At 45.0% G+C, this 23,175-nt stretch carries 20 protein-coding genes; 6 read left to right on the top strand and 14 right to left on the bottom strand.

Annotated elements, in window-relative coordinates:
- Positions 1-12 precede the first annotated feature (12 nt).
- The 4 genes from NSU15_RS12480 to NSU15_RS12465 all read right to left on the bottom strand — a co-directional run bounded on the left by NSU15_RS12480 (position 13) and on the right by NSU15_RS12465 (position 6,815).
- Positions 13-1,224, bottom strand: a complete 1,212-nt coding sequence (locus NSU15_RS12480) for a Ger(x)C family spore germination protein (RefSeq protein WP_339290652.1) — start codon at positions 1,222-1,224, stop codon at positions 13-15.
- Positions 1,214-2,857, bottom strand: coding sequence for a spore germination protein (locus NSU15_RS12475; RefSeq protein WP_339290650.1), 1,644 nt, complete (start codon positions 2,855-2,857; stop codon positions 1,214-1,216). The genes NSU15_RS12480 and NSU15_RS12475 overlap by 11 nt, the downstream gene beginning before the upstream one ends.
- 164 nt (positions 2,858-3,021) lie before the next feature.
- The gene (dapF, locus tag NSU15_RS12470; protein ID WP_339290648.1) at positions 3,022-3,858 is read right to left on the bottom strand and encodes a diaminopimelate epimerase; all 837 of its coding nucleotides are present in this window, start codon (positions 3,856-3,858) and stop codon (positions 3,022-3,024) included.
- A 137-nt stretch (positions 3,859-3,995) separates the two neighbouring features.
- A complete protein-coding gene (locus tag NSU15_RS12465; protein ID WP_339290646.1) occupies positions 3,996-6,815 on the bottom strand; it encodes a calcium-translocating P-type ATPase, SERCA-type in 2,820 nt (939 codons plus the stop codon).
- Positions 6,816-7,108: 293 nt separating this feature from the next.
- Here NSU15_RS12465 and NSU15_RS12460 point away from each other — a divergent pair, with 293 nt between their 5' ends.
- A complete protein-coding gene (locus NSU15_RS12460; protein ID WP_339290644.1) occupies positions 7,109-8,998 on the top strand; it encodes an NFACT RNA binding domain-containing protein in 1,890 nt (629 codons plus the stop codon).
- Positions 8,999-9,071: 73 nt separating this feature from the next.
- On the opposite strand, the gene NSU15_RS12455 is transcribed toward NSU15_RS12460, so the two are convergent.
- The 9 genes from NSU15_RS12455 to NSU15_RS12415 all read right to left on the bottom strand — a co-directional run bounded on the left by NSU15_RS12455 (position 9,072) and on the right by NSU15_RS12415 (position 17,838).
- Positions 9,072-9,974: a PHP domain-containing protein gene (locus NSU15_RS12455; protein WP_339290642.1), complete on the bottom strand. Its 903-nt coding sequence runs from the start codon at positions 9,972-9,974 to the stop codon at positions 9,072-9,074.
- Positions 9,975-10,028: 54 nt separating this feature from the next.
- Positions 10,029-10,928 (bottom strand): selenium metabolism-associated LysR family transcriptional regulator, encoded by a 900-nt coding sequence (locus NSU15_RS12450; protein ID WP_076117628.1) that lies wholly within the window; start codon positions 10,926-10,928, stop codon positions 10,029-10,031.
- 133 nt (positions 10,929-11,061) lie between these two features.
- Positions 11,062-11,499: a hypothetical protein gene (locus NSU15_RS12445; RefSeq protein ID WP_042132104.1), complete on the bottom strand. Its 438-nt coding sequence runs from the start codon at positions 11,497-11,499 to the stop codon at positions 11,062-11,064.
- Positions 11,500-11,662: 163 nt separating this feature from the next.
- A complete protein-coding gene (locus NSU15_RS12440; RefSeq protein WP_042126853.1) occupies positions 11,663-11,926 on the bottom strand; it encodes a YlbG family protein in 264 nt (87 codons plus the stop codon).
- A gap of 40 nt (positions 11,927-11,966) precedes the next feature.
- Complete coding sequence (locus NSU15_RS12435; protein WP_042126851.1) at positions 11,967-12,404, bottom strand: YlbF family regulator; 438 nt, start codon at positions 12,402-12,404, stop codon at positions 11,967-11,969.
- A gap of 15 nt (positions 12,405-12,419) precedes the next feature.
- Complete coding sequence (locus NSU15_RS12430; RefSeq protein ID WP_339290640.1) at positions 12,420-14,354, bottom strand: helicase-associated domain-containing protein; 1,935 nt, start codon at positions 14,352-14,354, stop codon at positions 12,420-12,422.
- On the bottom strand, positions 14,351-16,063 hold the full coding sequence (locus tag NSU15_RS12425; protein WP_339290638.1) for a DNA repair helicase XPB: 1,713 nt from the start codon (positions 16,061-16,063) through the stop codon (positions 14,351-14,353). The genes NSU15_RS12430 and NSU15_RS12425 overlap by 4 nt, the downstream gene beginning before the upstream one ends.
- A gap of 99 nt (positions 16,064-16,162) precedes the next feature.
- Positions 16,163-16,594: a CBS domain-containing protein gene (locus tag NSU15_RS12420; protein ID WP_042126845.1), complete on the bottom strand. Its 432-nt coding sequence runs from the start codon at positions 16,592-16,594 to the stop codon at positions 16,163-16,165.
- A gap of 62 nt (positions 16,595-16,656) precedes the next feature.
- The gene (locus NSU15_RS12415) at positions 16,657-17,838 is read right to left on the bottom strand and encodes a M20 family metallopeptidase (protein ID WP_339290636.1); all 1,182 of its coding nucleotides are present in this window, start codon (positions 17,836-17,838) and stop codon (positions 16,657-16,659) included.
- A 239-nt stretch (positions 17,839-18,077) separates the two neighbouring features.
- Between NSU15_RS12415 and NSU15_RS12410 the strand changes: the two genes are divergently transcribed.
- From NSU15_RS12410 to NSU15_RS12395, 4 genes are all read left to right on the top strand, one after another.
- Positions 18,078-18,425, top strand: a complete 348-nt coding sequence (locus NSU15_RS12410) for a YugN family protein (RefSeq protein ID WP_042187352.1) — start codon at positions 18,078-18,080, stop codon at positions 18,423-18,425.
- Positions 18,422-19,666 (top strand): putative lipid II flippase FtsW, encoded by a 1,245-nt coding sequence (gene ftsW, locus NSU15_RS12405; RefSeq protein WP_042126839.1) that lies wholly within the window; start codon positions 18,422-18,424, stop codon positions 19,664-19,666. Before NSU15_RS12410 ends, ftsW begins: the two co-directional genes overlap by 4 nt.
- Positions 19,667-19,794: 128 nt before the next feature.
- Entirely contained in the window at positions 19,795-20,481 is a 687-nt protein-coding gene (locus NSU15_RS12400) for a helix-turn-helix domain-containing protein (RefSeq protein ID WP_076121956.1), read from the top strand.
- 20 nt (positions 20,482-20,501) lie between these two features.
- Positions 20,502-21,356: an IS3 family transposase gene (locus tag NSU15_RS12395; protein WP_081390105.1), complete on the top strand. Its 855-nt coding sequence runs from the start codon at positions 20,502-20,504 to the stop codon at positions 21,354-21,356.
- A 143-nt stretch (positions 21,357-21,499) separates the two neighbouring features.
- Here NSU15_RS12395 and NSU15_RS12390 read toward each other — a convergent pair whose 3' ends face one another.
- Complete coding sequence (locus tag NSU15_RS12390; RefSeq protein ID WP_042126837.1) at positions 21,500-21,865, bottom strand: Asp23/Gls24 family envelope stress response protein; 366 nt, start codon at positions 21,863-21,865, stop codon at positions 21,500-21,502.
- Positions 21,866-22,019: 154 nt separating this feature from the next.
- Here NSU15_RS12390 and cax point away from each other — a divergent pair, with 154 nt between their 5' ends.
- Positions 22,020-23,090: a calcium/proton exchanger gene (gene cax, locus NSU15_RS12385; protein ID WP_339290634.1), complete on the top strand. Its 1,071-nt coding sequence runs from the start codon at positions 22,020-22,022 to the stop codon at positions 23,088-23,090.
- The last annotated feature ends 85 nt before the right edge of the window (positions 23,091-23,175 follow it).

Here is a 23,175-nt window from a genome sequence, read left to right as displayed (position 1 = left end):
CCTCCTTAAACGTTATTTCTTATTGACCTGAAAAGAATCGCTTCGCATATCGGTATGCCTAATCACGACATCCTCATCAATCTTAATCTCACAGGTCGCAAATATATCCTCCCAATGATCTTTGACTTTTTTCCATCCACGAGGATTCTCACGTTCTACCACTTCTCCAAAACCCAAATAGTCACTCTTTAGCGCTCTTGATTCATTTATCGCTTCCCATACTTGATCTCGTGTATGCTTCTCCATAAGCCTGGACAGATCATTTAACACATTGGGGTCCCTCAGATTCAAATTATTGGGCGACTCTTTTAAACCCGCTTGTTGAGTAATACTTATGGTAAATATTGGGTTCTCTGCATCTTTTGCGTTCACCTTGACTTGAACCTGCGAGAGATACACATTAAAAGACACATATTCGTTCTTACCGATAGCAACCACTGCAGGCATTTGTGTGATTTTATTTTTTAACAGGGCGGACCCAATGGCTTGATCTCCGTGTAGCCACCCGATCAGCTTGTCATTTTTAAAAACAGCCAGCTCTGTAACCCGCAGCGCAGCCTTCGGTTTGATCGTTTTAATATTTTCATTCGAGTCTCTTCGCTCCACATCACCAGTAACTTCGACCCCATTAATCATCGGCCCCCCACTAGGAATTTGAATCCCGCGTACGACATCATCTACCTCCATTCGGTAATTGTAGCCAAACTGTTTGGAGGTCGTCTCAAGCTTTTCCACCAAATCATTCGCAGGAATTCTTCCGAAAACAGTCATCGTAGTCATACTGTCGCTTGCTGGTTGTCTCTTAGATATAAAGAGAAGACTGGTTAATCTCGTTTCACTTTCTCTTTCCAATACATCCATAATGTCCTTGATTCCTTCACGGGCAAATTTTTCCGAAATTACGACTACTCGAATATGACCAAGTGACAAAAAGCGGGCGGTCTGACGGGAGCTGTCAGCCAATGCTTCAAACATGCTGCGACCTTTTCCTGTATAAACTGCAACAGGTGAGGTCCCTCTGGCATTTTCTCCTGAAATTTCGTCTGCAATAATGACTTGAAAGGTAAGGACATATTTTTCCTCCTCCGTAGAGCCTCTATCAACGGCCACACCTGTAACAATCGCTCTTCTGTTTAATTCAACGCTGTCCCAGCAGCTAGTGAGCACGAGAAGCAGTATAAGAGGCCACGCAGAACGAATTAGAACATTCCCTTTAACTTTCATCAGAAGCTCCTTTCTTATTAGAACCCCCACCATCGTCTATCCCATTGATGACAGGTGAAAGGTTAGCTTCATGTCCAGTGTTAATTTTCTCACCCGCCGGACTATCCCCGTGTTCACCGGGAGAAGTAGAACGTCCCTTATTATGAATCCATACAGGTAACCTTAAAAAGGTATCTTTTTGCCTCTTGACCGATAGAGGAACTACGGGTGACAAGTAAGGGATACCAAATGAACGCAGACTGTTCATATGTGCAACCAGTACGATTAAGCCAAGTGTAATGCCGTAAAATCCAAACATACCTGCAAGTATCAAAAAAGCAAATCGAATAATCCGCCCTGAAATTGCCATGTTATAGGAGGGAATTGCAAAACTCGCAATACCTGTTAGTGCCACAACAATAACCATAACCGGCGTGATGATCCCAGCCTCTACCACAGCCTGCCCCAGAATCAAAGCACCCACAACGGATACGGTTTGCCCCACCGCACGGGGCATTCGCACTCCAGCTTCTCTGATAATTTCAAACGCCCCCTCCATTAATATCGCCTCCACAAAAGCCGGAAATGGAACATTTTCTCGTTGCGATAACAGGTTGATTAATAAGGTTGTTGGGATCATTTCATAGTGAAACGTGGTTAATGCTATATAGATAGAAGGTCCCAAGATTAGAACTATAAAGCTGATATACCGGATAAGCAGCATAAAAAATGAGATATCGAACCTTTCAGCATAATCCGATGAGGATTGAAAAAAAAGTGTGAAAACGGCCGGCAAAATCAAAATAAAGGGAGTTCCATCTACAACAAGTACTATTCTTCCCTCTAAAAGATTTGACGCCGCGACATCTGGTCGCTCACTGTTATTGATTGTTGGAAATGGAGTGAAGGTTTTATCCTGAATCAGCTCTTCGATATAACCGGATTCCAGAATCGCATCGATCTTAATCTCTCCCAGCCGTTTCCTCACTTCATCGACCAGCTTTTCGTCAACAATGCCTTTAATGAACATCAACGCCACAATCGTCTGAGATACCTCACCAATTCTCATATACTCCAATCTTAAATTAGGAGTTTTTAGTCTTCGACGGATTAAGGAAATATTCGTGGCAAGCGATTCCACAAAGCTGTCCTTGGGTCCCCGAACAACAAGCTGAGAAGTAGGCTCAGTGACCGAACGTGTCTCCCCGCCTTGGGTATCACACACAATCGCACTGGCATATCCCTCAATTAAAATCACCGTATCTCCCGAAAGGATTGCCAGCAGAATTTCTTTCCATTCGTCCTGTACCTTAGCATCACCAATTTCTAGGGTACGATTCAGTATAAAATCCATCACATTTCCTGTGGCAGGGATTTGCTCGTTTAACATCTCATTAGTAACACCGAGCAAAGAACCGACAATAAATTCGTCAACGGCCTCCGGTTGAACCAAACCACTAAGATGAAGAGCCGCTGCATGGACAGGAATGTGTTCACCTAGCTTTACCTGTCTTATTTTGAGATCAGGACTATCACCTAGCTCAGTAATTATATGTTCTATCGACTGCGTAAGATTTATTGTTAGTCTGCCTGACTGTGAAGGATTCCCTTGCAGGCCATTGCCGGACTTATTTCTTTTATTCCATCCTTTCATGTTCAGCAAGTTCACCTCTTTCTCATAATTAAGACTATTATTTTCGGTTAGGTCTTCCATTATTCGGATTGAAATGCAGCACAACATCGAAACAAAAAAAAGCAATCCAAGAATGAGCTCTTGAATTGCCCTTTATTCAGTAATACGATTCGAATCATTATTTTTTATAGCACTACACTACCTGTGAATGCAACCTCAGCAGGACCTGTCATATACACGTGGTTATCATCTTCATTCCATTCAATGAAGAGATCGCCACCCTTTAGACTAATCCAAGCCGCTCGATCTGTCAGGCCATTCAGCACTGAAGACACTAAGGTTGCGCAAGCTCCAGTCCCACAAGCAAGTGTGGGTCCAGCCCCACGTTCCCATACCCGCATATCTACTCTACCTCGATCTAGAACCGTTGCGAACTCGACGTTTACCTTTCTCGGGAACAACGGATGTACTTCTAACTTAGGTCCCCATGTCGCAAGATCAAAGGATACTGCATCGTCTACATAAATAACGCAATGAGGATTACCCATTGATACTGCTGTAAACTTAAATTCGGTTCCGTCCGATTCTATCGATTCTGAGAGTACTGGTTCTGCATCAATAGCTACCGGAATTTGAAGACCGGACAATATAGGTTCGCCCATATCAACCGTTACAGTTTCCACCACACCGTCTTTCACATTCAAGGTAACCTTTTGCTCTCCGGCACCAATCGTTTCAATTACAATCTGCTCGGAGTTTACCAGGCCATGATCATATACATATTTAGATACACAGCGAATAGCATTTCCGCACTGCTCCGCCTCCGAACCATCAGAATTCATAATTCGCATCATGTAATCACCACGTTCAGACGGTAGGATGTATACAAGTCCGTCCGCGCCAATTCCGAAGAACCGATTGCATAGGGTTACAGCAAGCTCTGTTGCATTGCTTGGTAGTTCTTGCTCGCCAAAAACTACGATAAAGTCATTGCCGAGCCCGTGCATTTTTGTGAATTCCATTGAAAGTCCACTCCTAAAGGTTATGTTATGTTAGCAATCGCTTAAGCTTAATATTCTGTGTAATGTAGCCCTTCACAAGTATACGAGCTGTTAACTGCAACAAGTATACCTTTAGGAATGGAGCAATACTATTAACTTTATGCCGAAATTTTTGTACTTTTTATCATCGAATTGCTTCCGCTACGACCACGATTACGTTTTCCACCCCAAACACTGCCAGCGCCCATCAGGAAGGTCGGAATCCCCGCTGTTACAAATACAAGGCACCACTCACGGAAATTAAGCGGCACTGTTTTGAAGACAGGTTGTAGAAACGGAATATACATTACAGCCAGCATCAGAATCACGGATGACAATACAGCAAGAACTAGGTACTTATTCTGAAACGGATTTCGATGGAACACCGAACGTGAACTGCGGCAATCGAAGACATGAATCAACTGCGCCATAACGAGTGTCGCAAAAGCTACGGACTGAGCTCGAATCAGCTGCGCTGGATTCTCTGGTGCCACACGTAAGGTTAGCCAAAATGCACCTAACGTACATAAACCGATTAAAAATCCACGGCTTATGATCTTCCACCCTAAACGGCGGGCAAAAATATTTTCCTTCGCCCCACGCGGTTTATGCTCCATCAAATCCTTTTCGGGTTGGTCAACACCAAGCGCCATCGCTGGCAGTCCGTCTGTCACCAGATTCACCCATAAGATCTGGATAGGCACGAGTGGCAGAGGCAGACCAAGCATCATAGCGAAGAACATGGTCAAGATCTCTCCCACATTTGATGCTAGTAGATAACGAATGAATTTACGAATGTTCTCATAAATGTTTCTACCTTCTTCAATGGCAGCAACAATGGTTGAGAAATTGTCGTCCCCTAGGACTAGAGAAGAGGCTTCCTTGGTCACATCTGTACCAGTGATCCCCATAGATATTCCTATATCTGCCGCTTTAATGGCTGGAGCGTCATTGACTCCGTCCCCGGTCATAGCCACTACATGACCACGGCGCTGCAAGGATTTCACGATACGAAGCTTATGCTCAGGAGATACGCGGGCGAATACATACACATTGTCCGATACTTTATCCAGCTCATCATCATCCATCCGAGTTAGTTGAGCCCCTGTTAGTACCGTGCCTCCACGTTGCAGAATTCCTAATTGATGCGCAATGGCCTCTGCAGTCGTTCCGTGGTCCCCAGTAATCATTACAGTCTTAATTCCTGCTCTACGTGTGACGCTAATGGCATCGCGGACTTCACGTCTTGGCGGATCAATCATCCCTGCCAATCCGATAAAGACGAGCTGGGATTCCGCATCCTTTTCACTGTCCATATTTTCACTTGGACGAATATCACGATAAGCCATACCTAGGACACGAAGAGCACCTGATGCCATTTGCTCATTAGCATCGAGTACTTTCTGCCGCAATGTTGGCGTTAAAGGCACAACACCGCCCTCCCAGAGCATATATGAACAGCGATTAAGCAGAATATCAGGCGCACCTTTCGTACATACCATCCGTCCTCCGGGATGACCAATGATAACTGACATTAACTTCCGCTCAGAATCGAATGGAAATTCCTTCTCACGGGTATATGTTACTGCTAGTGTCTGGGCAGTCAAACCCATCTTCCCTGAAAGTGCCACGAGGGCTCCTTCGGTCGGATCTCCTTTAAGCTCCCAGATGGATGAGCTGTCAGATGACTTATCAACTACGATGTCCTTATCCTTCCCTTTACGCTTACCCCGTACTTCAGTCGGAAAGGTCTCGATGATCTCCGCATTACTGCACAAGGCACCCACCTGTAGCATCCGTCTTAAACTTTGATCATTTTTGAGATCTACCGGTTTACCTTTCTCCAGAACCTGTCCGTTCGGAGCATAACCTTCACCTGTTACTTCAAGGCCACGTCCGCCCGTCCATAATCTGGTCACCGTCATTTTATTCTGAGTCAATGTACCCGTCTTGTCCGAACAGATGACGGATGCGCAGCCCAAGGTTTCCACTGAAGGTAATTTACGAACGATGGCCTTTCGTTTGATCATCCTCTGCACGCCCAGCGCAAGTGCGATGGTCACAATGGCCGGAAGCCCTTCCGGAATCGCAGCGACCGCCAAGCTTACCCCGGCCAAGAACATTGCTGTGGCAGGCTGTCCATGTAAAATACCGGCTGCTACAACTACAATAGTTAAACCTAGTGATACATAGATTAAAATTTTCCCTAACTGCTCGAGACGATGCTGAAGCGGAGTTTCCTGAGATTCTGTATTCTGGATCAGGTCTGCAATCTTACCCATCTCTGTGTCCATACCCGTTCGAATTACGATAGCTTTACCAGTACCTCTGGTTACCATTGTGCCCATGAATCCAAGATTCTTCTGATCACCGAGCGGAATCTCCTCCGCGCGGATCACATCCGAATGCTTCGAGACAGGCAGCGATTCCCCAGTTAGCGCGGATTCCTCCACATATAGAGAACTGCAATCCAGCCATCGTATATCCGCGGGTATTCGATCACCACTCTCCAGCAAGACAATATCACCTGGTACTAACATCTTTGCTGGAATAACCTCGCTGTTCCCCCCACGCAGAACTTTGGCAGAAGGTGCGGAGAGCTGCTTTAAAGCTCTTAGCGAACGTTCGGCGCGGAACTCTTGAACAAACCCAAGGGCTCCGTTTAAAAGGATAATCGCGATGATCGTGATGGCATCCAAATATTCGCCAAGCAAACCGGATACGAGCGTCGCACCCATAAGCACAAGCACCATGAAATCCTTAAACTGGTTCAACAGCAGGGTAAACGGGGATACGGTCTTTCCTTCGGAAAGCTCGTTATACCCATTTTGCTTCCGTCGCTCCGCGGCATCCTCTCCACTGAGGCCCGTCCTCGGATGGACATTGAACATTTTCTGCAGCTCTTCTGCACCAAGCCGGTGCCAACTGTTTTGTTCCATGACTTTTCTTTCCCTCCCGGTCGTTTCTTGACTTCCGGCGGCGCACAGCTTTTCCACCTGTTCATGACCAAGTGTATTCAAGGTCGTCCAATAATATCACCGCCTATCTAATTCCCCTTTTGCGCGAATGTCCCAAAGTATGGCATCATAGAGAGGTAAGCTTTAACGTCTTCGGTGTTCTAATAAGGGCGGTAAGCGTTTAAGCGAAGAATATAAGACCTAAAGTATGGTGTACAACTTATACTTTCTTATATTTTCAGAAATTCATTTCACGTCGACAGGAGAGCTTTATCATGGCATTAGACGGCATTGTTACCCGAGCTATCGTGCACGAACTGCAATCATTCATCGGTGCACGCATAGGCAAAATATATCAACCGAACAACCACGATCTTATCTTCAACCTACGGGGCGCCGGCGGCGGTGGCAAGCTATTACTCTCCGCTAATCCAACATATCCCCGTCTGCATCTTACAGAAAGAAACAGCATAAATCCTTCAGAAGCACCTATGTTCTGCATGCTCATGCGTAAGCATTGTGAAGGTGGGACGATCGAGAGTATCGCTCAGGTAGGCATGGAACGAATTATTCACATAAATGTTAGGACTAGAGATGAGCTTGGAGACGTCTCTGCCAAAAAGATCATCATAGAGCTCATGGGACGTCATAGTAATATCATCCTTACAGATCTCAGCACTGGAACGATCATAGACGGCATTCATCACGTTACTCCATCAATCAGTAGCTACCGGATCGTAATGCCCGGAGTCGCTTACACAGAGCCTCCTCAGCAACACAAGCTCAACCCTCTGGAAATCGACAAAGAGCAATTTCTACATTTGATCCCAGCAGCTGAAGAAGCCGCTCTACTGAAAGAAGATGAGAAGGAGACCAAACCAGAAGAAATCATAGAAGGTGAGCTCGCTAATCTGATTACAAAAGAAGAAGTTGAGCAGAAACCAGACGGATCAGGTGGTCCCTCTCCATCTGCTGATCCCGTTGGCTGGATGGTGCATGCCTTCAGTGGAATGAGTCCACTTGTTGCAGGAGAGATCGCTCTTCGTCTCAGAAATAACCTTGCGATAGGTGATACACAGGGGTCTGCAGCAGAATTTCCAATAAAATTATGGGACGCCTTCCAGTCTGTAATGGGACCTGTGCATAATTGCGAATTCTCACCTGTTTCAGGTGCGAATGCAAAAGGGAAAATGATTTTTTCCGCGATTCCGTTAACCCTATTAGGTGAACACGCGAAGCAATATAACTCGATAAGCGAGTGTATGGAGGATTATTACGGGGATAAAGCTGAACGTGATACGGTGAAGCAACGGGTAAGTGATTTGATCCGCTTCCTAAGCAACGAACGAAGCAAAAACGTAAAGAAGCTCGCCAATCTTCAGAAGGATCTAGACGAAGCCCAAGACGCAGATCGTTATCGCATTTGGGGTGAATTGTTATTCGCATCGTTACATGCCGTGTCCAAAGGAGATAAAGAAGCCTCTTTGGTCAATTATTATGACGAAAATCAGGCTGAAATGGTCATCCCGCTTGACCCTTTATTAAGCCCATCAGATAACGCACAACGTTATTTTAAAAAGTACAACAAGTATAAGAACAGCCTTCTTGTTATTAATGAGCAGTTGATTAAGACACATGAGGAAATTTCCTACATGGAAAGTTTACTCCAGCAGCTTGCCCATGCTTCATTGAATGACATAGAGGAAATCCGTGATGAACTTGTAAGCCAAGGATACCTACGTGACCGAAGCAAAAAGGGTAAAAAGAAGAAAAAAGCAACCAGACCTACATTGCAAGTCTTCACCTCTTCAGAAGGCATCGACATTTATGTCGGAAAAAACAATTTACAGAACGAATACGTCACCAATCGACTAGCTTCGCCTAATGACACTTGGCTGCATACCAAGGATATCCCTGGTTCTCATGTGGTCATCCGAAGTGAGGAGTTTGGAGATGCCACATTAGAAGAAGCCGCCCAGCTTGCCGCTTATTTCAGTCAAGCGAAGCAATCAAGCAGTGTTCCTGTCGACTGCACACTGATCCGCCATGTACGTAAACCGAGTGGTTCCAAACCCGGATTTGTGATCTATGATCATCAGAAGACGTTGTTTGTCACACCGGATGAGGATCGTATTAAGAGTCTCCCTAATACGTTAAGAAGCTAAATCATAAAAAAACCGGTTGTCGTCCTTGTATGGATGACAGCCGATTTTTTTATTTTGCAAGAGTGCATGATCTCTAATTACTTATTAAGTTCTTCAACTGTTCCAGCACACTTACAGGAACCGTAACACTACCGATATCTCCATGAAATATAACACCTTGACGGGCACCATGAAAATCCGAGCCACCGGTTACAATCAAGCCATATTCTTCAGCCATGGTTAGGTAACGCTCTGAATCAGCGGACTTGTGATCCGAATGATAGACCTCAATCCCTTTAAAAGCACCCTGCTTCAATATCTCACGCACCAACTGGTCGTCACCGTATAGTACTGGATGCGCCAATACTGGAGACCCACCGGCCTCGATAATCCAATCACAGGCTTCCTCGGGTGTGATTCGTGGAGGGGACACGTAGGCTGCTGCACCTTCGGCTAAAAATTTGTTAAAGGCATCTCTCATATCTGTAGCGACTCCAAGACGAACCAGCTCATCAGCAATATGTGGCCGGCCAATACTCTCATCAGGCTTCAGTTCCCGCCCAATCCCCGCGACCACTGCCTCTAGTGTTATCTTAATTCCTAGCCCACGTAGCTTAGAGATTATCGCTTCATTCCTTACTGCCCGAGTATCCCTTAGCCCTTCCAAGCGGGATAGAAACAATTCATTTGTTGGATCTACGTAGTAACCAAGAACATGAATATCTTTACCTCCAGCACGAGTGCTGATCTCTACACCCGGTACAACAGTAATTCCGTACTTCTCTCCAGCTTCGCAGGCTTCCTTCACACCGGCCACCGTGTCATGATCCGTAATGGCAACAGCGGTTAAGCCTTTCTCTTTAGCGAGACGTACATTTTCATCCGGTGGCTGCATGCCATCCGAGGCTTGAGTATGCGTGTGGAGATCGCATCGACCGACGTTAACACGCTCCGATCTTTCGCCCTTCAGTTCATCCAGTCTAGTTTCATTCTCCATTTCTATCACCTCTAACGCTAGTTTCTAAGTTTCCGTCTTTTAGCCATTCAAGCTTTAGTTATCATTCGAATGCTCACGTAAAAAAGTCAAGAATGTCACTGCAGAAATCGGCAGCAGTGTCGATTTTAAATGAATAGCGTAGAACTGTCTTTTAAAGGAGGCATCCGAGATATTCACGATTTTCAAAAGTCCAAGCGCCACCTCATGCTTAACAGAAGAGGTTGAGATAATTGTAATTCCAAGTCCAGCCTCCACTGCCGACTTCACAGCACCCGTGCTACCAAGCTCCATCACTATTTTCATGGCTCCCGGATCAAGCCCCTTCGAGAACAGCTGCTCTTCCATCACACGCCGCGTTCCTGAGCCCTGTTCACGCAATACGAAAGGGTGCTGAAGCACATCTTCCAGAGTAACCTCCTGCTGCTCCGCAAGTGGATGACCATGGGGTACAATCAACTTCAGCTCATCCCCCATCACCGGCTCAATCACCATATCAGGATGTGTCACCGGCGCTTCAATTAAACCGAAATTCAACTGATGCTTTAGGATTTCCTCCATAATTTGCGAGGTATTCATGACTTTCATCATAATTGAAATGTTCGGATATTGCTTTCCAAAAGGACCTAACAGGCGCGGCAGCACATACTCCCCAATCGTAAGGCTTGCCCCAAGCTGCAGACGTCCCTCCAGCATATGCGTAAACGCCGACATCGCTTGATCTGTCTCACGCATCAATTGAATGCTGCGCAGCGCGTATGGCATTAGGGTATGTCCTGCTTCGGAGAGCATGATTTTTTTGGTAGAACGATTAAAGAGCTTGGTTCCAAAATAATCCTCTAGCGCCTGTACTTGCATGGTCACTGCTGGTTGAGTCATGTGTAGTGTCTGCGCCGCCGCTGAGAAGCTCCCTCGCTCTGAGACCGTATAAAAGATATGTAACTGATGAAAGTTCATGTGCTGCAACTCCTTGTGCTATCTTTAGAAGAAACTTAAGGATTATGTATGGTGGTATGAAACTTATGTTTTCTTATATTTTTAAAAAGGACATGCAGCCACCGCTGCATGCCTTCAGTCCGATCTTTATACACTATTTGCGTTTACGCTTCTTCTTCGTTAGCTTAGTGCGGCGGGAATTGCGCAGCAGCGAAAAGTAAGTCTTTAAATCTCTCAATTGTGGTGTTGAAGAGATTCTCCCAAGAAACGAAACGATGATCATAGAATATAATGGCTGACCTGAAATATCTTTTTCTCCTGTCAATTCCGTGAACTCAGCGATTACTACAGAGTCATCGTCAATTAAATACGCGTTAAAATCACTGTCTGAAAAAGGCTTGAGCCGATTCTGCATCAGGCACTGCCACATCCATGCGGCGACCTCTTCGTCATTGCTTACACCTTTACTGATCCGGTCCAAATAACGACTCTTCGCATGATTTGTTATAACGATGTCAGCGACCCTGTAGTCGTTCAGCATGATGTGGAAGGGCTCGTAAGTGCTGGGCCAATCCGTCCCTTTGTTGCGCATCATCATCACACTCCACCATAAGGGTCTTTGTATGTACTTAATGTTGTCATCTTACCTCATTGCTGAAAGTTGTACAAGTTCAGACCACAGGAGAAGCCGCGTTCACTCTAGATCTGCGCATAAAAAAACAGGCGTTGCTTAAGCGCCTGTTCATCTCCAAAAATTACATACCGTAATTACGGGACTTGTCCGGCCCATTACTGGTATACTCTGTCTTAATTTCGTTACGATAGGATCTTTCGATCTTACGAACGTAGGAGAGTCTGCGGACATTCTTCATAACTTCCTCGGCACGTTCTGCATTTACATACATCACTGCGTAATGCATTTTCCGAGAAACATAATGTAATGTTCCGTATTTCTCAAGGTTACGTGCCGCTTTAACGTCACTTACCCAAATGATGTATCCTGTCCGTTCCGCAAACATAAGCTTAACCGCCTTTCTCTCTCTAAATCCTAAAGGAAGCTTATCCGCAGGAGCATTTTCCCCCGCTGCCGCATCCACCTTTAGGGGAAGGATCATTACTTGGTACTTTAATGCTATCCGATACTGAAAAAGCAATCGCTTCCGACATGGAGTGAAGAATGTCGTCAAGTGTCTTCTCTGCCAGCTTGAAACGAACAACCTCTTCGAACTGCTCCAGTTCCGCTTCTACTGCTGAAACCTCATCCTTCGCTGAATGATAGTTCGGATGAAAATGTCCGAATCGTTGTGTTTCTTCAAACAACTCCTTCTTTGCTTGAAGTCGTTTGACCATGGCCTGAATTTCCGGGTTCGTATCAACCCGTCCTTTCCAGTATAAGTAATCCGACACTTCGGCGGATTGATTAATCATATCGCCTAATTCATAGGCGTATGTCAGCACTTCAGCCATATCGACCGTATTTAATTCCGCTACGCTCATGAACTCAGCTCTTTTCTACGTTAATGTTCTACCGAATTCAGTAGACTTTTCTATCATAACATAATCACTCGCTTCAGCAGAAGAGGAATTTCTTCGCCTTTTGGGAATAACTAACTTCATTTCCTTCCAGTCCTCAGGGCTCAGCTCTATTTCTTCAACCGTTTCACCATCGTTATATAAGAGATGTCCCTCCACTTTCCAAGGATTTCCTTTTATTCTGGAGGGGATGAAATCTAACATTTGATCCTTCAAGGAAAAACGCACCTTAATTCCCCATTTCAACCCCTGCTCCATTACTTTCTGAGCGGTTGAGCTATGATAATGTCGCCATTCCTTGCTCCAGATCTGGGGTACATTATCCCCCTCTAATAAGATATCCTCCTCCTGCTCAGGAGAAATAACAGGTAGGTTTAAAAAGGGATTTCCGCGGTGGAGTAGCCTTAGTTCAGAATTTAGTACTGGGAGTGAATACAACACTTGCTCGGTTTCGGCTTCTTGATTAAACGAAGTCCAAACAGTGTCCGTGTCCTCCTCCTCACGTCCTCCAATCATCCTGGAAGGAGCCAATCCTGCTAAAAACAATTCCTTACGCATCTGCTCTACAGACTCTGGAGATACTAGGAAATGAAGCGGACCGATACGCTTAAGGCTATCTTGTAGTCGCGGATGGGCTGCGATTGCCGCTCCATCCTCTTCCGTCTGGCAAGTCAATAGGATGACCTCCGAGAGTGATGTTCGGCCAATGCTTTTTCCCCATTGCTCTAAAGACAGCTCCACCACAGATGGCAGACCGCCCCGTGCATGATTTCTTATCCAAGCAATTGCTTCTTCTGGAGGCATCCGTCTCTCTGATGCATGTACAAGCATCTCTCGGGTCAGCCGAAAGCTCCACATCGTATCCGTTTGCAGCAGTTCAGCGCATCCAGCTAAAATCCAGCGAACGGTATAGGACACCTCCGGTGGAATCAGGACTTCAAAATCGGGCTGTACAATAAACATCTCATTCGAATTCTCTGTCTCAGAATCAGGGACGGACTCGCTACCCGTCATCAGCATCGGTTTTACAGCAGTCCAGCGAAAACACTGGATACCCTCAGATGTGCACCCCAATTCACACCACCCAAAGCCTGTTAGACATTGAAGCCAGCGCAAGCTTGATTGTTCCAGCTCATCTCGGGTGACCGTTCCGGTTAGATTCAAATCAGTCATCCAGTCCAGTAGCTCAGGCAGCGCTGTCCATTTCTCTGGTACAAAAGCTTTGCCGGATATCAAATAACGAAAATGCTGATCAGCAGGCCCAATGCTTCCACAACGATAAATAACAATCCCATACAGGATGTCTGTCATCCTTGTCTCAGGAAGCTGCAACCAACGTTCCAGCATATCCTGGTTAAGTCTATAACCTGTTTTCAGTCTGGTAATAAGCCCAAGACACAACATGATTTCTACTACTAGAGTGGCTGACAGAACATTCAATTCATCCGAAGGAGTGCCCATAGTGAGCCCCAGTAAATGTTTTTCCTGAAAAGAAAGCTGAGCCGCTAAACGGTTTAGATTTCTTTTATGAATGATTCCCTTAGCGGTCAGTGGTAGGCCTTCACGTGTAATGAACTGCAATGCCCGAAACAGATCTACTGCCAGTCCAGCGCCTGCCTCCATGGATAGATTCACTGAATGCCCCTCTATAAACTTTGGTTGGTGTGGGAAGAATTCTTGTTCTAGCGCTAATAGTTGTTCAACCGGTATCTGGTACAGCTTCTCACCCAATATTTTATGCCTCGCAGTTAACAGCCCCGCACGTCGCAGTTCATTCATTGCAAGCTTTTGTTCGGCACGGCAGAGCTTCGTTGGGCGCAAACGCTCTTCTTTCCCTTCGTCAAAGGGTTGGGCTGCATAAGCAGCACATAATCGCTTTAAGACCTCTAATGCTTCTGCTGATAGCTGGTTCAATGGATCGTTCGCTCCTTTCCGCTCGGCACCATTTTAACGACATATTCATAGCCCTGTTCTGTCAAAAACATCCGGCGGCGCATAGCGAAATCCTGCTCCCGACTATCTTCAGATACCAGCGAATAGAAGTACGCTTTATTCTCACCAGCTTTCGGACGCAAGATTCGTCCTAAACGCTGAGCCTCCTCCTGTCTGGATCCAAAAGCTCCTGAAACCTCAATAGCTATCGACGCATCTGGCAAATTAACCGCAAAATTCGCTACTTTAGAGACAACAAGCACCTGTATTATTCCCTCGTTAAAAGCTGCATACAACTCATCTCTTTCTCGCTGCTTCGTTTTGCCAGTAATCAACGGTGCATCTAACTTATCCGCTAATTCCGTTAATTGATCAAGATACTGTCCGATAACCAGAACTGATGATCCCTGATGGGCTTTTAAAAGCTCAATTACAACCTCAACTTTGGCAGGATTGCATGAGGCCATACGAAATTTCTCTTTCGCTTCCGCATACAAGTATTTCTGCCTTAACTCAGAACACATCGGTACGATCATCTCGACACATTCAACCTCTGCAATCCAGCCCTGCTGCTCCAGCTCCTTCCAAGGCATGTCGTAACGCTTAGGCCCGATCAATGAGAATACGTCCCCTTCCTTCCCGTCTTCTCTAACCAGAGTTGCAGTGAGACCTAGTCTTCTAGTAGCCTGAATATCTGCTGTAGCCCGGAAGACTGGGGCTGGAAGCAGATGGACCTCATCATAAATAATCAAACCCCAGTTGCGTTCGTTGAACAGCTTCATATGGAGAAAAGGACCGCCTTTGGATTGACGGTGCGTTAGTATCTGATAGGTAGCTATAGTAACAGGCCGCACTTCTCTTTTTTCACCGGAATATTCACCAATAGACTCATCATCCAAATCGGTTCGCTCAAGCAGCTCATCTACCCATTGTCTTACAGAAGTCGTATTTGAAGTTAAGATCAGTGTTTCGCATTGTAGACTTTCAAGAACGGCTAATCCGACTAACGTCTTACCCGCTCCGCAAGGCAATACAACTACCCCGCTGCCTCCCTGCCCTTCTATGCCTTGAAACATCTGAACGGCCTCCTGCTGATATTCACGCAGTCCAAAAGCTTCACCTTTCGCTCCATCCTTTACGTTATTTCCGTTCTCCTTCCATGCCAAGTTTAGCGCTTGTCCGACATGGTAACCCGCATAATCCAGTACAGGATAGCCTAGTCTCATCAGCTCTTGCTTTAAAAGCCCTCTATTCTCTGCACGGCATGAGCTTTCTAGTGGATTTATTCTCTGCAAACCTAACTCCTTTAGACCTGATTCATTAACTAGTCCACTCAGAATCTCAGCTGTCTCAGCCCTAAGCGTAATGATCTCATTCGAAGTCTCCTGACCGTGAAGGGTGAGCTTCCCATACCTTGAGAGAAGCGTTCCGATCTCTTCCTCCAACCCTGCAGGAACACCCCAGCGTGCGAGATGATGCAGACTTGAGATAATTGCCTCAGCTGTATAATTAAGCGCTGCAGCATTCCATAGTGATAATGGAGTGATTCTATAGGTGTGGTAAGCCGGAGGACTCTTTACAAGCTCTGCAAAGGTTCCTAGCTCCTTCCTCGCCTTCTCAAAACCAGGATGTGCGCATTCCAGTAGAATCGTCCGATCCCTGCGCACAATGCAAGCCCCTGTTTCGTTCATAACGTCACCTCCGCAATCATTCATTTCATTATTCTCTTATATTTGAACAGGAAAAAGCTCATCCCCGTATAACGGTCATGAGCTTCCCTATCAAACTATTCAATGTAAATGCTGCTGCGAAATATCATGAAGAGCTTCTCCAGCCTCATCCGCAAAAATGTTGCGCACCGCCAAGTCGCCGATGGAAACAACACCAATCAGCTTCTGGCCACTGGTCACGGCTAATCTGCGAATTTGCCAGTTCGACATCAGTTCTGCAGCCTCATCTACAGAAGTATCTTCTGAGACGGTCTGAATTTCTCTACTCATCACCTTTTCTACAGAAGTTGATCCAGGGTGCTTAGCCGCATAACCTCTAATCACAAGATCACGATCTGTAATTACTCCGAGCAGAGTCTTATCTACTTCATTATTGATTACAGGAATAAATCCGGTGTCATTGTCTCTCATCTTAACAGCGACTTCATACACATTATCCTGTAATGTGACTGTTACAGGCTCCATCGTCATAACTTCTTTCACTGTCTTCAAGAACGAACCCTCCTAATCATGATCTCCATGTTATGGAATAGGTTCTCCTCTATGAAACGAAATTATACGATTATCTTCTCTTCCAAACAGGAATTAGCCATAGCGATCAACAATTTCATCCCATGCAGCATAGCATCTTCGTCAAAATCAAATTTACTATGATGATGCGGGTAGACTGCATCTTTATCTGGATTCCCAGCACCTACGAACATAAAGCAGCCAGGAATCTCTTTAACATAATAGGCAAAATCCTCGGCTGGCATCAGCTTTTCCATCACAATCACCTGAACGGGCTCCCCAAAAGCTCCTGGTGCCACCTCAGAAAAACGCTGGTATTCACCTTCATGATTTACGAGTGGTGGATAACCCATGACATAGTCTATCTTAGCTTCTGCACCGTATGCACCAGCAATTGAAACTGTCATTTCTTCGATCCTGCTGCGGATCAGATGACGGGTCTCCTCGTCGAATGCCCGCACGGTTCCTGTAATCCGGCAATGCTCAGCAATGACATTCTGGGCGAATCCCCCTTGAATGGTTCCTACACTGAGAACAGCGGGCTCCAGCGGGTTCACAGAGCGGCTTACGATGCTCTGGAGCTGAGTCACAAGTGCCGCCCCTGCCACAATGCTGTCAATCGTGCGGTTAGGCATGCCGCCGTGACCACCTTTACCTATGATATCAATAAAAAATTCATCTGCAGATGCCATAAGCGGTCCTGGTGCACTGCCGACAGTTCCCATTGGCAGCGGGGTCCACAAATGTAGACCATATATTGCATCCGCCCCTTCCAGAACGCCTTCAGCAATCATCCCCTGTGCACCGCCAGGACAGACTTCCTCCGCAGGTTGAAAAAGAAAACGCAGCTCCCCTTCGATCTCAACAAGGCGGCTGCTATAGTAAGAGGCTACACCCAGCAGGATTGAAGTATGTCCATCATGCCCACAGGCATGCATAACCCCTTCATTTTGCGAAACGTAGTCATTCTTGTTTTCCTCTTTAATAGGTAGTGCATCCATATCCGCGCGAAGGACTACCGTTTTCCCCGGCCGTTGTCCTCGCAATATACCTGTTACACCATACCCTGATGTGCTTCTTCTAACCTCAATACCGAATTCTGCTAACTTGTTTGCTATAAATGCCGATGTTTCCTTTTCATGAAAAGACAACTCCGGATGACGGTGTAAATGGCGTCTCCATTCCACGATCTCCGGCATGAGCGAATCAACCGCTAAGCTCTTCATACGTTTTCCATCCCCTTCTTCATAAACCCGCATCAATAGCATGCGACAGCAGTCCTGTTCACTTTAATCTAGCATCACACGGCTATAATTCTTTTATTGTAGCAGAAACGCAAAAAACTGGGTATCGTTAGGAGGTACCTACTCTTGCACAACGTTTAGAAACATACTATCATGAGGTAGAACATCAGCAAACGGATCATGAATTCATCATTATACTTCATAAGGGGGATATGCGTGCTATGATTTTTGAGAACACGGGCCTCGTAGGATTGAAGAGTGATCTTCTCTATCTGGACGAGAGTGCTACAAAGGCTGGCTTTATCCGCTGGCAATGGGAATACTATCGTGCCACTTACGACTGCAAAATTGAAGACCCACAGGATGGTGGCGAATACTTTCTACGCATCAACACTCGCGCTGTCGAGGGGAAGCTAGAGAAAGCTGATGCCGTACTTGCAATTGAAGCCGTATACTTAGGGAAAGCAACATTCCCCCATGGTCTGGAGTATGACTCTCCGGTCCCTAAACCAGTATTGGACACTGCTGCTACTCGGATTCTCGAATTAAAGCAGCTGTTGGAGGCTTGAGTAACAGAAAGGGAAAGACGAAACAAAATGTCAGCCTGCCCAAAAGAGGAACACCCGATTTCCAACTACTTATCTTAACACTACTACTTGTGGGTTTCGGTCTAGTCATGGTCTTCAGTGCTAGCTCCAGTTTGACTTTAGCGAGCTCGAAGTTCGGTAATGACCCTCTATATTTCATGAAACGCCAAATGATCTGGATCGTACTTGGAATTGTTGTTATGTTTACAGCCATGAATATTCCCTACAGTAAATTCAAGAAGTGGTATGTCCCTATCTTCATCATCACCGTTATTCTCCTGCTAATTGTAGCCTTCTCTGAAAGAATCAATGGCGCCAAGAGCTGGTTAAGTATCGGGAAGCTAGGGATCCAACCTACCGAACTAGCCAAAATATCGATTATCCTGTATCTCTCCGCGCTGATTACCAAAAAAGGTGAACGGTTTAGAGATTTCCGTACAGGATATATCCCTGTAATGGTCATTGTGGGTATTGTTGCCGGACTTATTATGATGCAGCCAGATTTGGGCTCATGCCTTATTCTAGTAGCTACCAGTGGACTTGTCATTTATGCAGGCGGTGCCAGCATGAAGCATATCCTAGGCTCTATTGCACTCTTGGTGCTCGGAGTAGGAATTGTTATGGGGGCTAAAGCAGCGATTGATTCCCTTTCCCCTGCAACCGACAAAGTAGCCGCCAATCAGGACTACAGAAAAGGTCGTATTCAAGCTTTCATAGATCCCTATCAGGATGCTGAGGGTGAAGGGTATAATATTATTCAGTCTTTGACCGCTCTCGGACAAGGTGGAGTCAGCGGCTCTGGGTTTGGCAAAAGCATTCAAAAGCTGGATTATCTTAAATACCCGTATACGGACTTTATTTTCCCCGTGATTGGTGAAGAGTTCGGCTTTGTAGGCACAGCATTATTTCTGATGTTATACCTGTATTTTATCTGGCGAGGAATTTTAATCTCATTAAGGTGCAAAGACCCCTTTGGCACACTTGTCGGCATTGGAATTATGGGTCTCATAGCCATTCAGGCCTTTGTCAATATTGGCGGTGTAACGAAGACGATTCCGCTTACCGGAGTAACTTTACCATTTATCAGCTATGGCGGCTCTTCACTTCTCGTGAGCATGCTGTCCATGGGAATTATCCTGAGTATTTCCAGAGAAACTAATCTTCCAGCTAAAGAGGAAGTAACGAAATCTGTAACTACAGTTAGACAAGTTCGTTCCCGGTGAGATTCATAAATCCGGATGTGATGGAATATATAAAAAAAGCAGTCCAAGTTAATTATGATATGCTCCCATCATAGTAGACAGTAGAAAAAACAAAAACTTCTACTTCAACAATGATGGGAGTTTTTGCGATGTCCAAAAGGAGTTCAATCTCTTTAGACGTAAAATTACACGTAGTACAGCGATGTATTCAGCATGTATCAAATCCTAATCATGAAGCAAAGCAATTAGGGGTTGCCAAAACTACAGTTACAGATTGGATAAGGAAATATAAGGCGGAAGGCTATGAGGGATTAAGAGAATCTAAGGGTTGGAAAGAATACGCTGATGAATTGAAGTTTGCTGCTATCAGAGATGTTCTATCTGGAGAATCTTTATGGGGAACTACCAAGAAGTATAATATTTCGAGTAGTAGTGTTTTGAGAAGATGGATTTCCAAGTATACTTGTAGGAAAGAAACTAAACCTACTCGTAAAGGAAATGGACACTCTCGTATGAATAACGGACGGAAAACAACTTTTCAAGAACGCATTGAAATCGTACAATACACAATCGCTAATCACTTAGACTATCAAAAATCTATCGTGAAATATAAAGTTTCATATCAACAGGTATACGCATGGGTACGTAAATATAATACTGGCGGCGAGGAAGCCCTTAGAGACAACCGTGGCCGTATCAAGTCAGTAGAAGAACTCGACGATCATGAACGCCTTAAACTTCGAATTAAGGAGCTAGAAGCTCGAAATGAATTCCTAGAAATGGAGAATGCCTTCGCAAAAAAGTTGGCAGAGATCCGGCGAAGAAATACACGCTAACTTTAGTTCGACATGCAGATTTGTATCCAGCCATCAAGGAACTGCACGTAGAAAAAGGCTACCCCATCACGGCGTTATGTAAGCTAGCTAGAGTCGCCCGATCTGCCTATTATAAATGGTTAAAGTGGAAGCCATCGACCCAAGAACTCGAGATTTTTTCGCTCGCTCAGGAAGTGAAGCTTCGCTATGAAAAACGCGGTGGAATTCTTGGATATCGTCAAATGCGCATTCAACTAAACCGTAAACTTAAGGGGAATTATAACAAGAAAAAATATTATCGAATTATGCGTGCTCTTGGATTAAAGGCTGTAATCCGAAGAAAACGACCAAATTACGTAAAGGCCACTGAAATTCATATCGCTGAAAATGTAATGAATCGTAAATTCAATGCAGAAGCTCCTAATAAGAAGTGGTGCACAGACGTCACAGAATTAAAGTATGGAAACGGTCGTAAAGCCTATCTGAGCGCTATTATTGATGTGTATGACAACTCCATTGTTTCATGGGTAATGAGCCATTCCAACAACAATATGCTCGTCATGGATACGGTGAAGAAAGCTTACAGAAGCAACCCCAAAGTGAATCCGCTTCTTCACAGCGACAGAGGCTTTCAATACACATCACAAGAGTATAATCGCCTTCAAGTGAAGTATGGATTTACTAAAAGTATGTCTCGAGTAAGTCGTTGTTTAGATAACCAACCCATAGAACGATTTTGGGGCACTTTAAAGGCAGAAAGTTATTATCTGAAAAAACACGACACTTATGAGGAACTCTTTGAAGTTGTGAGCAATTATATCCGTTATTACAATAATTACCGATACACGGAACGGTTAAACGGCTTATCTCCAAACGAATATAGACAAGCTGCTTAACGATGAACAAAAAAAAATCCCCCAATCTCTCATAAACTGAACCTGGGGGATAATTTAATCATTTTTTTGTTTTTTAGACTGTCTACTTGACAGGGAGCACTTCATTATCTTGGACTGCTTTTTTGTGTACAAGCTCTTTTGCATTAAGCAATTTCATCGTTCTTAAAGGCTACGCCTTCAACTTTGACATTCACTTCAACAATATGAAGTCCAGTCATGCTCTCCACAGCTTCGCGTACGTTCTGTTGAAGCATCCGGCACACTTCATGTATCGGAGTTTCATAGAGAACTATAATGCGCAGATCTACTGCTGCTTCTAGCTGTCCCACTTCAACGGTAACGCCCTTTTGGACGTTCTTACCACTAAGACGCTTCGCCCAGCCCTCTGATAGGCCACCTGACATGGCTGCAATACCTGGAGTCTCCAAGGCAGCCAATCCGGCAATTTTCGAGACGACGTCATTTGAAATTCGTATATTTCCCATTTCCAATTGAAGTTGTTCTGCCATGCCATATCCCCCCTTAACTCATTATCAATTATTGTAATTCCTAAACAGGCTAAAAAGCAAATCAGTTTCTCGCTTTCTCGTTTACACTTAGGAATAATTTGGGTATATTGATTATGAATTGATCCTGAATACATAGATTGGAGTGTACTTTACATTGAAAAAATGGATTTCACCAGCTTTGCTGGCAATCACCTTTATCCTTAGTGCCATAGGACATTATGCAGATTGGGACCACACGCTTCAGTTCGTTCTCTCTGCAATTGCCGTTGTGTTTGTGGCTGGGTTTCTGGGCCGTGCCACAGAAAGTGTGGCTCATTATGCCGGACAACGGTTAGGCGGCTTCCTAAATGCTACCTTCGGTAATGCCGCAGAGCTAATCATTGCCTTTTTCTTGGTTAAGGAAGGACTGTTCGACATGGTAAAAGCCAGTCTTACCGGTTCCATTATAGGCAATTTGCTGCTCGTCCTAGGTTTAAGTATTTTCGCTGGCGGTATGAAGTTCAAAGTGCAGAATTTCAACGTAACCCTTGCTGGTATGAACGGTTCCCTAATGATCGTAGCGGTTATCGCCTTATTTGTTCCGGCTATGTTCTTCAATACCCATTCCATAACTGAAAAAGATACAGACGTACTCAGTTTAATCGTTGCCGGGCTGCTCATCGCCTCATACATGGCTTGGCTAATCTTCTCCATGATAACGCACAAGAAACATTTAGAGGACGTTACAGAAGCCGGTAAGGATGAATCAGCAACTGAACATGCGCCTGCTTGGTCTAGAAACAGATCCATCCTATATCTGCTGGTTGCAACCGTGATGGTAGCCTTTGTTAGTGAGTGGCTGGTAGGAACGCTAGAAACATTAACTGAGCGCTTTGGATTTAGCGAATTGTTTGTAGGTGCCTTTCTAGTGGCAATCATCGGTAATGCCGCAGAACATAGCGCAGCCATTATGCTGGCCATGAAGAACAAAATCGGTGCAGCAGTAGAAATAGCTGTCGGTAGCAGTCTTCAAATAGCACTATTCGTAGCACCTGTACTTATCTTCGCCAGTTATTTCATGGGTGATACTATGGACATTGTGTTTACAACGATCGAAATTGTCGCCATTGGTGTCGCCGTATTCATTGCCAAATCGATAACTCAGGATGGTTCGACCAACTGGTATGAGGGTCTCTTACTGTTAACGGTCTACCTCATTCTGGGCGTCTCCTTTTATCTAGTATAAATACTTCCCTAAACATCTTAATCTTTTCAAAAAAAACGCACATGAGAGACGATCTGTCCTCATGTGCGTTTCTATGAATACTTTA

It is taken from the genome of Paenibacillus sp. FSL E2-0201, from assembly GCF_037963325.1.
In the GTDB taxonomy this organism is placed as follows: Bacteria; Bacillota; Bacilli; order Paenibacillales; family Paenibacillaceae; genus Paenibacillus_AQ.
This window is presented reverse-complemented; position numbering and strand designations above follow the sequence as displayed.

Bases quoted from the DNA above. Each gene is read 5' to 3' on its own strand.
- NSU15_RS12480 (WP_339290652.1), bottom strand. From the start codon at position 1,224: ATGAAAGTTAAAGGGAATGTTCTAATTCGTTCTGCGTGGCCTCTTATA.
- NSU15_RS12475 (WP_339290650.1), bottom strand. From the start codon at position 2,857: ATGAAAGGATGGAATAAAAGAAATAAGTCCGGCAATGGCCTGCAAGGG.
- dapF (WP_339290648.1), bottom strand. From the start codon at position 3,858: ATGGAATTCACAAAAATGCACGGGCTCGGCAATGACTTTATCGTAGTT.
- NSU15_RS12465 (WP_339290646.1), bottom strand. From the start codon at position 6,815: ATGGAACAAAACAGTTGGCACCGGCTTGGTGCAGAAGAGCTGCAGAAA.
- NSU15_RS12460 (WP_339290644.1), top strand. From the start codon at position 7,109: ATGGCATTAGACGGCATTGTTACCCGAGCTATCGTGCACGAACTGCAA.
- NSU15_RS12455 (WP_339290642.1), bottom strand. From the start codon at position 9,974: ATGGAGAATGAAACTAGACTGGATGAACTGAAGGGCGAAAGATCGGAG.
- NSU15_RS12450 (WP_076117628.1), bottom strand. From the start codon at position 10,928: ATGAACTTTCATCAGTTACATATCTTTTATACGGTCTCAGAGCGAGGG.
- NSU15_RS12445 (WP_042132104.1), bottom strand. From the start codon at position 11,499: ATGCGCAACAAAGGGACGGATTGGCCCAGCACTTACGAGCCCTTCCAC.
- NSU15_RS12440 (WP_042126853.1), bottom strand. From the start codon at position 11,926: ATGTTTGCGGAACGGACAGGATACATCATTTGGGTAAGTGACGTTAAA.
- NSU15_RS12435 (WP_042126851.1), bottom strand. From the start codon at position 12,404: ATGAGCGTAGCGGAATTAAATACGGTCGATATGGCTGAAGTGCTGACA.
- NSU15_RS12425 (WP_339290638.1), bottom strand. From the start codon at position 16,063: ATGAACGAAACAGGGGCTTGCATTGTGCGCAGGGATCGGACGATTCTA.
- NSU15_RS12415 (WP_339290636.1), bottom strand. From the start codon at position 17,838: ATGAAGAGCTTAGCGGTTGATTCGCTCATGCCGGAGATCGTGGAATGG.
- NSU15_RS12410 (WP_042187352.1), top strand. From the start codon at position 18,078: ATGATTTTTGAGAACACGGGCCTCGTAGGATTGAAGAGTGATCTTCTC.
- NSU15_RS12400 (WP_076121956.1), top strand. From the start codon at position 19,795: ATGTCCAAAAGGAGTTCAATCTCTTTAGACGTAAAATTACACGTAGTA.
- NSU15_RS12390 (WP_042126837.1), bottom strand. From the start codon at position 21,865: ATGGCAGAACAACTTCAATTGGAAATGGGAAATATACGAATTTCAAAT.